At 73.8% G+C, this 17,031-nt stretch carries 2 protein-coding genes; both read left to right on the top strand.

Going from position 1 to position 17,031, the window contains the following annotated elements:
- The first annotated feature begins 23 nt into the window (after window positions 1-23).
- A complete protein-coding gene (locus ACFV2X_RS33165) occupies window positions 24-11,942 on the top strand; it encodes an SDR family NAD(P)-dependent oxidoreductase (protein ID WP_385623696.1) in 11,919 nt (3,972 codons plus the stop codon).
- Window positions 11,943-11,962: 20 nt separating this feature from the next.
- Window positions 11,963-17,026, top strand: a complete 5,064-nt coding sequence (locus tag ACFV2X_RS33160; protein ID WP_385623694.1) for a type I polyketide synthase — start codon at window positions 11,963-11,965, stop codon at window positions 17,024-17,026.
- Window positions 17,027-17,031: the final 5 nt, after the last annotated feature.

Here is a 17,031-nt window from a genome sequence, read left to right as displayed (position 1 = left end):
GCGTATGAAGGTCGTGACTGCACATGCCGGATGAAGAGAGGCTTGTCGACTACCTCAAGCGTGTGGCGACCGATCTGCACGACACGCGGCGGCGCCTGCGCGAGGTGGAGGAGCGGGCCCAGGAGCCCATTGCCATCACCGCGATGACCTGCCGGTTTCCCGGCGGGGTGGATTCGCCCGAGGCGTTGTGGGACCTGGTGGCCTCCGGTGTCGACGCCGTCGGTCCGTTCCCCACCGACCGCGGCTGGGACGTGGACGGCCTGTACCACCCCGACCCCGACCACCCGGGCACCACGTATACCCGCGAGGGCGGGTTTCTGCGCGACGCCGACAAGTTCGACGCGGGCTTCTTCGAGATCAGCCCCCGCGAGGCGCTGGCCACCGACCCTCAGCAGCGTACGCTGCTCGAGGTGGCCTGGGAGCTGTTCGAACGGGCCGGCATCGACGCCACGGGGCTGCGGGGCAGCCGGACCGGTGTCTTCGTCGGGGCCGCCACCATCGGCTCGGCCACGTCGGGCGTCCCGGTCCGCAAGGAGACCGAGGGGTACGCGGGCGTCGCCCCCAGCATGCTGTCGGGCCGCCTGTCGTACACCTTCGGCCTCGAAGGTCCCGCGCTGACGGTGGAGACGGCCTGCTCGGCGTCGCTGGTGGCGATGCATCTGGGCATTCAGGCGCTGCGGCAGGGCGAATGCGCTCTGGCGGTGGCCGGTGGCGTGACCATCATGGCCTCGCCCGCGGTGTTCACCGGCTTCGCCCGTATGCGCGGTCTGGCGCCGAACGGACGCTGCAAGCCGTTCGCCGCCGCTGCCGACGGCACCGGCTGGGGCGAGGGCGCCGGTCTCGTCCTGCTCGAGCGGCTGTCCGACGCCCGCCGCAACGGCCATCAGGTGCTCGCCGTCATCCGGGGCTCGGCCGTCAACCAGGACGGCGCGAGCAATGGCATCACCGCGCCCAACGGCCCCTCCCAGCAGCGCGTCATCCGCCAGGCCCTGGTCAACGCCCGCCTGTCGTCCGCCGAGGTGGACGTGGTGGAGGCGCACGGTACGGGCACCCGGCTCGGCGACCCGATCGAGGCGGACGCGCTGCACGCGACGTACGGGCGCCAGCGGCCGGCCGACCGGCCGCTGCTGCTGGGCGCGCTCAAGTCGAACATCGGCCACACCCAGGCCGCCGCGGGGGCCGCGGGGGTCATCAAGACGGTGATGGCGATCCGGCACGGGATGGTCCCCGCGACGCTGCACATCGACGAGCCGACGCCGCATGTGGACTGGAGCTCGGGAGCCATCCGCCTGGTGACCGAACCGGTCGACTGGCCGGAGACGGACCACCCGCGCCGGGCGGGAGTGTCCTCGTTCGGCGTCTCCGGCACCAACGCACACGTGATCATCGAGCAGGCCCCCGACCCGGCCGAAACCACCCCGACCGAAACCGCCCCGGCCGACACCGCCCCTTCGAGCGCCCCGGAGAATCAGGGCAGCACCCAGGCGAACCCAGCCGCGATAAGGGGCGGCGTGGTGCCGTGGGTGCTGTCCGCCCGCGGCGATGCGGCGCTCGCGGAGCAGGCGCGGCGGCTGGCCGAGGCCGTGGAGCGCGATCCGGCCGCCGAAGCGGCGGACGTGGGCTGGTCGCTGGCGACGGCGCGGGCCCGGTTCGAGCAGCGGGCCGTGGTGGTCGGTACGGACCGGTCGGCGCTGCTCGGCGGGCTGGCCAAGCTGGCCGCCGACGAGCCCGATCCCGCGGTGGTCACGGGCGTGGCGGGCCCGATCGGCGCCGGTCCGGTGTTCGTCTTCCCCGGCCAGGGGGCCCAGTGGCCGGGCATGGCGGGTGAACTCCTCGACTCCTCCCCGGTCTTCGCGGCCCGGATCGCCGAATGCGAGCGGGCGCTCGCGCCGTACGTGGACTGGTCGCTGACCGCCGTGCTGCGCGGTACGGACCGTACGACGGACCCCAAGCGGGACGATGTCATCCAGCCCGTGCTGTGGGCCGTACACGTGTCGCTGGCCACGTTGTGGCAGAGCTTCGGCATCACCCCGGCGGCCGTCGTCGGACACTCCCAGGGCGAGGTGGCCGCGGCGTGTGTCGCCGGGGCGCTCTCCCTCGACGACGCCGCCAGGATCATCGCCCTGCGGGTCCAGGCGCTGCGCCCGCTGATCGGCCATGGCGCCATGGCCTCCCTCACCCTGAGCGCCGAGGACACCGCCGGGCTCCTCGACGACCTGGGCACCGCGGCCGGGGACGTGGCCGTCGCCGCCGTCAACGGCCCGCAGGCCACGGTCGTCTCCGGTTCCCCGCAGCCCCTGGCCGCCGTGCTGGCGGCGGCGGAGGAGCGCGGTGCGCGGACCAGGACCATCGATGTGGAGTACGCGTCCCACGGTCCGCATGTGGACCGCATCCACGACGATGTCGTCTCCGCGCTGGGTGAGGTGTCGCCGGTCGAGTCCGAGATCGCGTTCTACTCCACGATGACCGCGGAACGCCTGAACACCGCGGGGCTCGACGCCGAGTACTGGTTCGACAACCTCCGCCGCCCGGTCCGTTTCGCCGAGGCCGTGGGCCGTCTGCTGGCCGATGGATACCGGGTCTTCATCCAGTGCAACCCGCACCCCATCCTGTCCACGAGCCTTCAGGACACCTTCGAGGAGTCCGGCGTCCACGCCACCTCCCTCGCCACCCTCCGCCGCGACCAGGGCGGCGCGCATCAGCTGGCCCTCGCGCTCGCCCATGCGCACGCCGCGGGCCTCGAGGTCGACTGGCGCCCCTGGTTCTCGGCCGACCCCGCGCCCCGTACGATCGAGCTGCCCACCTACCCCTTCCAGCGCCGCCGCTACTGGATACCGTTCGGCAGCGGAATGGGCACGGGCGGCGATGTGTCCGCCGCCGGTCTGCGCGCGGTGGAACATCCGCTGCTGGCCGCCGCGGTGAGCCTGCCCGATGGCGGCATGGTGCTGACCGGGCGCCTTCCGGCCACGGGCGAGGGCTGGCTCGCCGACCATGTCGTCGGCGGCACCGCGCTGCTGCCCGGGACGGCCCTGGTCGAGTGGGCGCTGCAGGCCGCTCATGAGGCGGGGTGCGCCGCGGTGGAGGAGCTGGCCCTGCGGATCCCGCTCGTACTGCCCGCCTCGGGGGCCCTGCGCATACGTGTCGCGGTGGGGCCCGCCGATGACGAGGGCAGGCGCACGGTGGATGTGCATTCGCGCCCCGACGAGCTGGACACGGAGGCGCCCGACGGGTGGGTGTGCCACGCCATGGGTACGCTCGCGCCCGAAGGTCCCGAGTACGCAGCCACCCCGCCGGACGCCCCAGCGGCCCCCTGGCCACCGCGGACGGCCGAACCGCTGGATGTCGCGGACTTCTACGAACGGGCCGCGGACGGCGGCTATGGCTACGGCCCCGCGTTCCGCGGCCTCACCGCGGCGTGGCGGGACGGCGCCGATCTGCTCGCCGAGATCGCGCTGCCCGAGGCGGCCGGTGAAGGCCCCGACAGGTTCGGCATTCACCCGGCGCTGCTGGACGCGGCGCTGCATCCGACGCTCCTGGACGGCGGCCGTCAGGGCGCGTCTCAGGATGGTCAGGTGTGGCTGCCGTTCGCCTGGAGCGGTGTGTCGCTGTGGGCCACGGGTGCGCGCCGGGTGCGTGTCCGCGTATCCCCGCTGGACGGCGGGCGGCGGATCTCGCTGACCGACGAGACCGGCGCGCCGGTCCTCGACGCCGAGTCGGTCTCCGCACGCCCCACCGGCGTCGCCGAGCTGCGCGCCATCGGCGAGCGCGCGGCCGAGGGCCTGTTCGTCGTCGACTGGGTGCCCGCGCGTGGCGGGACGGGCGACGGGCCGGCTCAGCCGGACGGCGGTTGGGCGGCAGTGGGCGACGGTGGCGTACCGCTCGCCGGGGTGGCGGCCCACGCCGACCTCGGCGCGCTGCTCGCCGCGGTGGACGACGGAACCCCGGTGCCGACGGTCGTCCTCCACTCGGTGACGGCGCCTGCCACCCCCGACGGCGGTCTGGCCGCCGTCGGGGGCGTGCTGACCCTGCTCCAGGAGTGGCTGGTGGAGCCGCGGTTGGCGGATACCCGGCTGGTCCTGGTCACCTCGGGCGCGGTGTCGGCCGGCGACGACGAGGGGTCGGTGGATCCGGGTGGCGCGGCCGTATGGGGTCTGGTCCGCTCGGTGCAGGCCGAGCACCCGGGCCGGTTCACCCTGATCGACGCGGATACCGACGCCGACGGGGCCAAGACGCTGGCCGAGGCGGTACGCCGGTCCATCGACGCGGACGAGCCGCAGGTGGTCGTGCGTGCGGCCGGAACGCTGGTGCCGCGCCTGGTGCGTACGTCGCCCTCGGCCGAGGGCGAGGCCCCGGAGCTGTCCAGTGGCACGGTGGTGGTGTCGGGCGGTACGGGGGTGCTGGGCGGTGAGGTCGCCGAGCATCTGGTGCGTACGCAGGGCGTGGAGCGTGTGCTGCTGCTCTCCCGGCGCGGCGCCCAGGCCCCCGGCGCGGATGAACTGGCCCAAAAACTCATCGACTTGGGCGCCGAGGTGGACGTGGCGGCGGTCGATGTGGCCGACCATGCCGCGCTGGCCGAGGCGCTGGCGGCGGTCCCCGACGACCGTCCGCTGGTGGGTGTGGTGCACGCCGCCGGTGTGATCGACGACGCCCTGGTGGAGTCCTGGGACACCGACCGGCTCGCCCGCGTATGGATCCCCAAGGCCCTCGGCGCGTGGAATCTGCACACCCTCACCCGCGACCTGCCACTGCGGCTGTTCATGGTGTTCTCCTCGGCCGCCGGTGTCGTCGGCAACTCCGGCCAGGCCGGATACGCCGCCGCCAACGCGTACACCGACGCCCTGATCGCCGACCGCCGCGCGGCCGGGCTGCCCGGCACCTCGATCGCCTGGACCCTGTGGCAGCAGACCTCCGCCATGACCGAGCATCTGACCGAGGCCGATCTGAGCCGTCTCGGCACCCTCGGTATGCGCCCCCTCACCACGTCCCGTGGCCTTGGGCTCCTCGACGCGGCGCTCCATGTCACCCATCCGCTGGTGGTGGCCGCCGACCTGGATGCCACCCGGCTCGGCCACGACACCCCCGCCATACTGCGCGCCCTGGCCAGGCCGGCCCGCCGCCGCGCCATGGAACACCACGCCACCGGCCCCAAGTTGGCGGGCCGGCTGGCCGGTCTCGACGCCGACGCACAGCGCGATCTGGTGCTCCAGACGGTGCGCCAGATGGTCATGGTGGTGCTGGGCCACTCCTCCGACGCGGCGATCCGGGCCGAGGCCCCGTTCAAGGAGCTGGGCTTCGACTCCCTGACCGCCGTCGAGCTGCGCAACCGCCTGGCCGCTGCCACCGGGCTGCGGCTGCCCGCCACCCTCGTCTTCGACTACCCGACCCCCCAGACCCTCGCCGACCATCTCCTGGAGCGGCTGACCGCCACCGCTTCGCCCGCGCCCCGCCGTACGGGCCCGTCCAGGGTCCAGACCGCGGACGAGCCGGTCGCGGTGGTGGCGATGGCGTGCCGCTTCCCCGGTGGGGTGACCACGCCCGAGGGGTTGTGGGACCTGGTCGCGGCGGGTCAGCACGTACTCGGGCCGTTCCCCACCAACCGCGGCTGGGACCTGGGCAATCTGTTCCACCCCGACCCCGACCACCCCGGCACCAGCTACGCCTCGCAGGGCGCGTTCATCTACGACGCCGACGGCTTCGACGCCGCGTTCTTCGGCATCAACCCCCGCGAGGCCCAGGCCATGGACCCGCAGCAGCGCGTCCTCCTGGAAACCGCCTGGGAGCTGTTGGAACGTGCGGGCATCGATCCCCACACCCTCAAGGACAGCCTGACCGGGGTGTACACGGGCGTCATGTACCACGACTACGGCAGCGGCCTGCCCGCCGGGGACCCCCGGCTGGACGGCTACGGCAATCTCGCCGGCACCAGCAGCATCATCTCCGGCCGGGTGGCGTACACCCTCGGCCTCCAGGGCCCCGCCGTCACCGTGGACACCGCCTGCTCGTCGTCACTGGTCACCATGCATCTGGCCGCCCAGGCGCTGCGGCAGGGCGAATGCGATCTGGCGCTGGCCGGCGGGGTGACCGTACTGGCCACCCCGGATGTGTTCACGGGCTTCTCCCGGCAGCGCGGGCTGGCCCCCGACGGGCGGTGCAAGCCGTTCGCCGCCGCCGCCGACGGCACCGGGTTCGGCGAGGGCGCGGGTCTGGTGCTGCTGGAGCGGCTGTCGGACGCCCGGCGCAACGGGCGGGTCATCCTGGCCGTCATCCGCGGTTCGGCGGTCAACCAGGACGGTGCGAGCAACGGTCTGACCGCGCCCAACGGCCCCTCCCAGCAGCGTGTCATCCGCCACGCCCTGGCCGGTGCGGGGCTCGACCCGGCGGATGTGGACGCCGTGGAGGCACACGGCACGGGTACGACGCTGGGCGACCCCATCGAGGCCCAGGCGCTGCTGGCCACCTACGGGCAGGACCGGCCGGACGACCGGCCGCTGTGGCTGGGTTCTGTGAAATCGAACATCGGGCACACCCAGGCCGCCGCGGGCATCGCCGGGGCGATCAAGATGATCATGGCGATGCGCCACGGCCGACTGCCCGCCAGCCTCCATATCGACGAACCCAGCCCGCATATCGACTGGACCAGCGGAAACGTCCAGCTCCTCACCGAGGCCACCGACTGGCCCGAGGCCGACCGGCCCCGCCGCGCCGCCGTCTCCTCCTTCGGCGCCTCCGGCACCAACGCCCATCTCATCCTCGAACAGGCCCCGGAACCACCTCCATTGGTGACCGACACTCCCCCGCCCGGCATCGTGCCCTGGCCGCTGTCCGCCCGGAGCGATGACGCCCTGAGCGACCAGGCCACGGCGCTCGCCGAGCTGCTACGAGCCGATGGCGGCGCGTCGCCGACGGCCGTGGGGCGTGCCCTGACCGCGACGCGCTCGGTGTTCGAGCGACGGGCGGTCATCGTCGGCAGCGACCAGCAGGAGATGACGGCCGCGCTGGACGCCCTGGCCGCCGGGCGTCCCCACCCCGGGCTGATCACCGCAGTGCCCGGCGCAGCGCCCGCATCGGGCAAGGCCGTATGGCTGTTCTCCGGGCAGGGCAGCCAGCGCCCGGGCATGGGCGCCGAACTGCATGAACGCTTCCCGGGCTTCGCCGCCGCCTTCGACGAGGTGTGCCGGCTGCTCGATCCGCATCTGGACCACCCGCTGGCCGATGTCGTACTGCACGGCCGGCCGCGAGCCGAACTGCTGGACCACACCACCTACACCCAGGCCGGGCTGTTCGCCGTGCAGGTGGCACTGGCCCGGCTGCTGAAGGACTGCGGTGTGCGGCCGGACGCGGTGATCGGCCACTCCATCGGTGAGATCGCCGCCGCACACATCGCCGGAGTCCTCTCCCTCGAAGACGCCTGCCGCCTGGTCGCCGCCCGCGCCACCCTGCTCGGCAGTCTGCCCACCGGCGGCGCCATGACCGCCCTCGAAGCCACCGCCGAAGAAGCCGCCGAAGCCCTCGCCCCGTACGACGGCCAGGTCACCATCGCCGGCCTCACCGCCCCCACCAGCTCCGTCATCTCCGGCCCGCTGGACCTCGTCACCAAGATCGGCACGGCATGGAAGGAACGCGGCCGCAGGATCAAAGCGCTGACCGTCAGCCACGCCTTCCACTCCCCCCTCATGGAACCGGTCCTGGACGACTTCCGCGACGCCATCGCCGGGCTGACGTACCACCAGCCGACCATCCCCCTCATCAGCAACCTCACCGGCGAACCCGCCGACGAGGACATCACCACCCCCGACTACTGGGTCCGCCACATCCGCCGACCCGTCCACTTCCACCCCGCCATCGCACACACCGCCCCGCACACGGCAGTCTTCGTCGAAGTCGGCCCCGACGCCGTACTCGTCCCCGCCGCGCAGGACACCCTCGACACGCTGGACGACCTGCCCGCGCACCCTCCCCTGCTGATCCCGACCCTGACCCGCAACCAGCCCGACAGCCACGCCTTGGCCCAGGCCCTGGCCCGGCTGCACACCCACTCCCCCGTCGACTGGGCCCCCTGGTACCCCGCCGCCCCCACGTCCCCCGCCGTCGAGCTGCCTACCTACCCCTTCCAGCGCCGGCCCTACTGGCTGACCCCCACCCACTCCGGGCCCGCCACCCCCGGCGCCACCTCACTCGCCCACCCCCTCCTCGCCGCCACCGCACCGCTCGCCGACGGCGGCATCCTCCTGACCGGGCAGGTCCCCGCCGCCGACCATGAGGGCTGGCTCACCGAGCACACGATCGCCGACGCGGTCCTGCTGCCCGCCACCGCGCTCCTCGACATCGCCCTGCACGCCGCCGACCACACGACCACCCCTCACGTCGACGAACTGCTCCTCCAACAGCCCCTCACCCTCGACCCCGTCCACCCCCTCTCGCTCCAGGTCATCGTCAGCCCCCCGGACGACAGCGGCCACCGCACCCTGGACATCTACGCCCGCTCGCAGTCCACCCCCACAGCGGAGTGGACCCGCCACGCCACCGCCACCCTCACCGACGAGCTCACCGACGAGCCCGCGGCCGAGCCGCCCAGCGCCGAAGCGGAGGCGGCCTGGCCACCCCCGGGGGCCGAGCCCGTCGACATCACCGGTTTCTACGACCGCGCCGCCGCGGGCGGCTACCACTACGGACCCACGTACCGGGGGCTCCAGGCCGTCTGGCGCCACGGCGACGGCCTCCTCGCCGATATCGCGCTCCCGGCCGCCGACACCACCGAACCCCTCGCCCTCCACCCCGCCCTCCTCGACGCCGCGCTCCACCCGCTCATCGCCACCGCCGACAACCCGGGCGGCGAGATCTGGCTCCCCTTCACCTGGAGCGGCGTCACCCTGCACGCCACCGGGGCCACCCACGCCCGCGTCCGCATCACCCCCCGTGGCGACAGCGAGCTCGGCCTCGCCCTCCTGGACACCACCGGGCGGCCCGTCCTGACCGCCAACGCCATCACCACCCGGCCCATCGACACCGCACGCCTGCGGACCAGCGGGCCGAACGACGGCCTGTACGAGGTGCGGTGGACCGCGCTGCCGATCCCGATGGACACGTCGGCGAACGCCGCGCACGACTGGGCCGTGGTCGGCGACAGTCGGCTCGCCGAGGCGGTCCCGGTGCTCTCCCGGCATCCGGATGTCGCCGCGCTGGTCGCAGCCATGGACGAGGGCGCGCCCGTACCATCAGCCGTCCTGACCAGCCCGGCAACCACTGACAGTGATGGCCATGACGCGGTGGCGCGGGTCCTGACGACCGCGCAGGAGTGGCTGGCCGAGCCGCGGCTCGCCGAGTCCCGGCTGGTGGTCGTCACCCATGACGCCGCTGCCGTGGCGGAGGATATCCCCGTCGGCCCGGACGGCGACGCCGTGGATCCGGTGGCCGCGGGCGTATGGGGGCTGATCCGCAGCGCCCAGACGGAGCACCCCGGCCGGTTCACGCTGCTCGACCTCGCCGGACGCGATACCGGTCCGGCGCCGGATGTCCTGGGGGTGCTGGACGCGGCCCTCGCCGCGGACGAGTGGCAGGTGGCCGTACGCGCCGGCAAGGCGTGGGTGCCGCGGCTGACGGCCACGGACGCGACGGCCGGGATCGCGCTGCCCGTGACCTCGTCCGCCTGGCAACTCGTGATGGCAGAGGAGCACGCGGGAACGGTCGACGGCCTGGCCCCGGAGGAGTGCCCGGAGGTGCTGGAGCCGTTGGCGCCCGGACAGGTGCGGATCGCGGTCCGCGCCGCGGGCGTCAACTTCCGGGATGTGATGGTGACCCTCGGCGTCGTGCCCGACCGGCGAGGCTTGGGCGGCGAGGGCGCGGGCGTGGTGCTCGACGTGGCGGAGGACGTGACGTCGGTGGCCGTCGGCGACCGCGTCATGGGCCTGTTCCAGGGCTCGTTCGGACCCGTGGCCCTCGCCGACGCCCGCGCCGTCGTACCGGTCCCGCCGGGCTGGACCGACCGGCAGGCGGCGGCCGTGCCCATCGCGTATCTGACCGCCTGGTACGGGCTGAACGACCTCGCGGGCCTCACTGCGGGCGAGTCGGTGCTCATCCACGCGGCCACCGGTGGCGTCGGCACGGCGGCCGTGCAGATCTCCCGCCACCTGGACGCCCGGATCTACGCCACCGCCAGCCCCGGCAAACACGCCGTACTTGAGGCCATGGGCATAGACCAGGCCCACCGCGCCTCATCCCGCGACCTGGACTTCGAGGAGGCATTCCGCTCCGCCACCGGGCCCGAGGGCATGGATGTGGTGCTGGACTGCCTCGCGGGCGAGTTCGTGGACGCGTCGCTGCGGCTGCTGGGCCACGGCGGCCGGTTCATCGAGATGGGCAAGACCGATATCCGCGACCCCGAGCGGATCGCCGACGCCCACCCCGGCGTCCACTACCGCTCGTACGACCTGGTCTCCGACGCCGGTCTCGACCGGATCTCGGAGATGCTGGGCACCCTCGCCGACCTCTTCGCACGGGGCGTCCTGGCGCCGCCGCCGGTCCAGGCGTGGCCGTTGGCCAGGGCCCGCCAGGCGCTGCGCCATATGAGCCAGGCCAAGCACACCGGAAAGATCGTCCTGGACATTCCCCCCGCGCTCGACCCCGAGGGCACCGCCCTGATCACCGGTGGCACCGGCACCCTCGGCGCCCTGACCGCCGAACACCTCGTGACCAACCACCACATCACCCACCTCCACCTCCTCAGCCGCCGCGGACCCGACGCCCCTGGTGCCGCACAGCTCCTCGACCGGCTCCGCGCGCTGGGCGCCACCGTCCGTATCACCGCCACCGACTCCGCAGACCCCGACGCGCTCCAACAGGCCCTCGACACCATCGACCCCGACCACCCCCTCACCGCCGTCGTCCACACCGCCGGCATCGTCGAGGACGCCGTGCTTGCCTCCCAGACCCCCGACACCCTCGGCCGCGTCTGGGCGGCCAAGGCGACGAGCGCCGCCCATCTCCACCGGGCCACCAAGGATCTCCCCCTGGCCATGTTCGCGGTCTTCTCCTCCGCCGCCGGCACCCTCGGCAGCCCAGGTCAGGCCAACTACGCCGCCGCCAACGCCTACTGCGACGCACTCGCCACCCGGCGACGCCAGGCGGGACTGCCCGCCACCTCCATCGCCTGGGGGCTGTGGGCCGCCACCAGCGGTATGACCGGGCAGCTCAGCGAGGTCGACCACGCCAGGATGAGCCGGTCCGGGATGGTGCCGCTGTCCTCGGAGCGCGCCCTGGCGCTGTTCGACGCGGCGCACGGACATGGCACGGCGCAGCTGCTGGCCGCCCAGCTCGACCTGGCGGCGCTGTCCGCCCAGCCCGCCGAAGCGCTGCCGCCACTGGTCCGCTCGCTGACGAGCGCCGGGGCCCGGGTCGTACGGCGGAGCGTGGCGGCGCCGGTGGCCGATCTGTCCGGCCGGCTGGTGTCGATGGGCGCCGAGGAACAGCTGGCGCTTCTGCTCGATCTGGTCCGGACCCATGCGGCCACCGTGCTGGGGCACATGGATACCGAGACGGTGGCGATGGACACACCCTTCAAGGATCTCGGGTTCGACTCGCTGACGGCGGTCGAGCTGCGCAACCGGCTGACGATGGCGACGGGGCTGCGGCTGTCCGCGGCATCGGTGTTCCGCCACCCGACACCCGCCGCCATGGCCGAGCATCTGCGGGGCGAGCTGTGCCCGGCGGAGGACGACGCGCTGCGGCCCGTGCTCCGGGAGTTGGAGCGGCTGGAGGCGGCGGTGGGCGAGGTGCGGCCGGAGGGCGAGACCGGTGCGCAGCTCGTCAAGCGGCTGCAGTCGCTGCTGTGGCGGCTCGGCGACGGCGCCTCCGGGGTCGATCACTCCGTCGACGGCGAGGTGCTGGAGTCGGCCTCGGACGACGAGATGTTCGCGCTCATCGACCAGCAACTGGGCTCGTCCTGACCGGCAGCGAGGGAGAAGCCATGTCCACCACCGAAGACAAACTGCGCCAGTACCTCAAGCGCGTCACCCTCGACCTCGGCCAGGCCAAACAGCGGCTGCGCGAAGCGGAGGAGCGCCACCAGGAGCCCATCGCGATCACCGCCATGGCCTGCCGCTACCCCGGCGGTATCACCTCCCCGGAAGCCCTGTGGGAGCTGGTGGCCACCGGCACCGACGCCATCGGCCCGTTCCCCACCAACCGGGTCTGGGACCTCGACCGCCTCTACCACCCCGACCCCGACCACTACGGCACCAGCTATGTGACCGAGGGCGGCTTTCTGCACGACGCCGACCAGTTCGACGCCTCCTTCTTCAACATCAGCCCGCGCGAAGCCCTGGCCATGGACCCGCAGCAGCGCGTCCTGCTCGAAACCGCCTGGGAACTCCTCGAACGCGCGCAGATCGACCCCACCACCCTCAAAGGCTCCGCCACCGGGGTCTACACGGGGGTGTCGAGTCAGGACTATCTGTCGCGGATACCGCGGATCCCCGAGGGCTTCGAGGGCTATACGGCCACCGGCGGACTCACCAGCGTGGTGTCCGGCCGCGTGGCGTACACGCTGGGCCTCGAAGGTCCCGCGGTCACCCTGGACACCGCGTGCTCCGCCTCACTGGTGGCGATGCACCTCGCCGGACAGGCGCTGCGGCAGGGCGAATGCGACCTGGCCCTGGCCGGCGGCGTGACCGTGTTCAGCACGCCCACGGCGTATGTGGAGTTCTCCCGGCAGCGGGGGTTCGCGCCGGACGCCCGCTGCAAGGCGTTCGCCGCGGCCGCGGACGGCACCGGCTTCTCCGAGGGCGCGGGCCTGGTGCTGCTGGAGCGGCTTTCGGACGCGCTGCGCAACGACCACCGCGTACTCGCCGTACTGCGCGGCTCGGCGGTCAACCAGGACGGTGCGAGCAACGGGCTGTCCGCGCCCAACGACGCCGCGCAGGAACGTGTGATCCGGCAGGCGCTGGACAGCGCCCGGCTCACCGCCGACCAGGTGGACGCGGTGGAGGCGCACGGCACGGGTACGACGCTCGGTGACCCGATCGAGGCCCAGGCACTGCTGGCGACCTACGGTCAGGACCGCCCGGCGGACCGGCCGCTGTGGCTGGGCTCGATCAAGTCGAACATCGGCCACACCCATGCGGCGGCGGGCGTGGCGGGCGTGATCAAGATGGTGATGGCCCTGCGCCACGGCCGACTGCCCGCCACCCTCCACGTCGACGAGCCGACCTCCCATGTGGACTGGGATTCCGGTGCCGTACGGCTGCTGAGCGAGCCGGTCGACTGGCCGCGGGGGGACCATCCGCGCCGGGCCGGGGTGTCCTCGTTCGGCATCTCCGGCACCAACGCCCACGTCATCCTGGAGGAGCCCGCCCCGCCCACGGACACGCCCACGGACACGGACACGGCCACAGACACACCCGCCGACACGGCCACCGACCGGCCCGAGGACCGGGTCACGCCGTGGGTGGTGTCGGCGCGCGGCGCGGACGCGCTGCGCGCGCAGGCCGGGCAACTGCTGAACGCGGCGGCCGTCGCGGCGGCCGTCGACGGCGATCCGGACGCGGTGGGCTGGTCGCTGGCCACCTCGCGTACGGTGTTCGACCACCGGGCCGTGGTCATGGGCCGGGACACCGCGACGCTACGGGCGGGCCTGGCCGCGCTGGCGGCCGGGGAGGAGCATCCGGCGCTGGTACGGCGCGAGGCGGGGGTGCGGGGATCCGGGTGGCGGGTGTTCCTGTTCTCCGGGCAGGGCAGCCAGCGCCCGGGCATGGGCGCCGAACTGCATGAACGCTTCCCGGGCTTCGCCGCCGCCTTCGACGAGGTGTGCCGGCTGCTCGATCCGCATCTGGACCACCCGCTGGCCGATGTCGTACTGCACGGCCGGCCGCGAGCCGAACTGCTGGACCACACCACCTACACCCAGGCCGGGCTGTTCGCCGTGCAGGTGGCACTGGCCCGGCTGCTGAAGGACTGCGGTGTGCGGCCGGACGCGGTGATCGGCCACTCCATCGGTGAGATCGCCGCCGCACACATCGCCGGAGTCCTCTCCCTCGAAGACGCCTGCCGCCTGGTCGCCGCCCGCGCCACCCTGCTCGGCAGTCTGCCCACCGGCGGCGCCATGACCGCCCTCGAAGCCACCGCCGAAGAAGCCGCCGAAGCCCTCGCCCCGTACGACGGCCAGGTCACCATCGCCGCCCTCAACGCCCCCACCAGCACCGTCATCTCCGGCCCGCTGGACCTCGTCACCAAGATCGGCACGGCATGGAAGGAACGCGGCCGCAGGATCAAAGCGCTGACCGTCAGCCACGCCTTCCACTCCCCCCTCATGGAACCGGTCCTGGACGACTTCCGCGACGCCATCGCCGGGCTGACGTACCACCAGCCGACCATCCCCCTCATCAGCAACCTCACCGGCGAACCCGCCGACGAGGACATCACCACCCCCGACTACTGGGTCCGCCACATCCGCCGACCCGTCCACTTCCACCCCGCCATCGCACACACCGCCCCGCACACGGCAGTCTTCGTCGAAGTCGGCCCCGACGCCGTACTCGTCCCCGCCGCGCAGGACACCCTCGACACGCTGGACGACCTGCCCGCGCACCCTCCCCTGCTGGTCCCCGCCCTGACACGTAAGCAGCCCGATGTCGAGGGCCTGGCCCACGCGCTCGCCCGGCTGCACACGCTCACCCCCGTCGACTGGCGGCCGTGGTTCGCCCACGGGACCCCGCCACCGACCGTGGACCTGCCCACCTACCCCTTCCAGCGCGAGCGGTACTGGCTGCCGGATGCCCTGGCGGACGCGCCGCCGGCGGAGGCGGACGAGGAGGAGGTGCGGTTCTGGAGCGCGGTGGCGGCGCAGGATCTCCCGGCGCTGTCCGAGGCGCTGGGCATCGGCGAGGAGGACGGGCGGCACTCGTCGCTCGGCGCGGTGCTGCCGACGCTGTCGCGCTGGCACCAGGAGCGCCATGAGCGGTCGACCGTGAACTCCTGGCGCTACCGGGTCGGCTGGCGCCGTCTGCCTGACCTCGGCCCGGCGGCAGCCGCTGCCGGCCCATGGCTGCTGGTCGTACCGCCGGAGGGCGCCGAGGAGTGGGCCGACGCGTGTGAGCCGGCCCTCGCGGCGGATGGCGGCGAGGTGCGGCGGCTGGTGGCGGACGGCGGGACGGATGTGGCCGGGCTCGCCGCGGCGCTGCGGGCGCTGGGCGACGAGGGCGGGCCCTGGGCGGGGGTGCTGTCCCTGCTGCCGCTCGACGAACGCCCGCACGACGAGGCGTTCCCGGCCGTGATCGGCGGTGTGACGGGCACCCACACCCTGCTACGGGCCCTGCTGGACGCGGAGTTCGCCGCGCCCCTGTGGTGCGCCACGCGGGGCGCGGTGGCGGTCGCTGACGACGAGCGGCCACTGGCCCCCGCGCAGGCTCAGGTGTGGGGGCTCGGCCGGGTGGCCGCGCTGGAGCATCCGGCGGCGTGGGGCGGGCTGGTCGACCTGCCCGCCTCACCCGAGGACCTTGCCCCTGACCTGCTGCGCGCCGGGCTGACGGGCCGGGACGGGGAGGACCAGGTGGCGCTGCGGCCGGCCGGGGCCTTCGGGCGGCGGCTGCTGCCCGCACCACTGAGCGGCCTCGGGGAGGCGCCGGCGCGTGAGTGGACGCCCCGGAACGATGTCCTCGTCACCGGCGGTGTCGCCGGGACCGCGGCTCTCGTGGCGCGGTGGCTGGCCGCGGGCGGCACGAAGCGCCTGGTCCTGCTGGCGCCGGACGGCCCGGACGCGCCCGGTGGCGCGGAGCTGGTGGCCGAGCTGGCGGAGCTGGGCGCGGAGGCGACGGTGCTGGACGGTGTGCCGTCCGGCCCGGAGGCCCAGCGGGAGCTGGCCGACCAACTCGCGGCCTCGGGGCTGCGGGTCCGTACGGTCATCCACACCGGGGCGCCGAGCGACTGGGCACCGCTGGCCGAACTCACACCGGACCGGCTGGCCGAGGCGGTGTCGAACGCCATGGGGGGAGCCGATCGGCTCGCGGAGGCGTGCGGCCTGGAGCCCGACGATCCGGTGGTGGTCTTCTCATCCATCGCCGCGGTGTGGGGCGGTGGCGGGCACGGCGCACGGGCCGCGGCCGACGCGTATCTGGACGCGGTGGCGCGGCGGCGCCAGGCGGCCGGTGGCCATGTCGTACGGCTGGCGTGGGGCGTATGGGACGGTTCGGAGGGCCCGGAGGCGGCCGAACGCGCCGAACGGCTGGGGCTTCCGGCCCTCCCGCCCGAGCTGGCACTGGCCGCGCTGCGGCGGACGCTCGACGAGGGCGGTGGCGGCAGCGAGCAGGGCGACACTGGAGGCGGCCACGACGAAGGCCGGAGCGACGCGCACGCGGTGGTCGCGGACGTCAACTGGGATCGTTTCGTCCCGCTGTTCACCATGGCGCGCCCCAGCCGGCTCTTCGACGAGATCCCGGCGGCCCGGCGGGCCTGGCAGACGGCGCTGGACGCTCCGGACGAGGAGAGCTCCGAGAGCCTGACGGCCCTGCGGGAGCGGCTGACGGCCCAGGCGCCCGAGGCACGCGCCGGTACGCTGCTGGCGCTCGTCCGCTCCCATGTGGCCGGTGCGCTGCGTTATCCGGCGGCGGAGTCGGTCGACCCGGACCAGCCCTTCAAGGAGTTGGGGTTCGACTCCCTGGCGGCCGTCGAATTCAAGAACCGGCTGCGCGGCGCCATCGGCCTGAGCCTGCCCGCCACGCTGGTCTTCGACTATCCGACGCCGACCGCGCTGGCCGGCCATCTGGTCACCCAGGTGCTGCCCGAGGCGCCGGAGGCGGAACCGGTCGCGGCACACCTCGACGAGATCGAGGCCGCGCTCGCCGCCCTGGCCGCCGACGATCCGCGCCGCGCCGGGCTCACCCACCGGCTGCGGGTGCTGCTGTGGCGATACGACGAGGGGGCCGGGGCCGGGGACGGCGCGCCCGACCCTGCCGAGGAGACGGGCGGCGACGACTTGGAGACGGCGTCCGCGGACGAGATGTTCGCCCTCATCGACCGGGAGTTCGGGGAGTCCTGAGCACG

The sequence above is a fragment of the Streptomyces sp. NPDC059679 genome (genome assembly GCF_042734105.1).
GTDB lineage: Bacteria > Actinomycetota > Actinomycetes > Streptomycetales > Streptomycetaceae > Streptomyces.
This window is presented reverse-complemented; position numbering and strand designations above follow the sequence as displayed.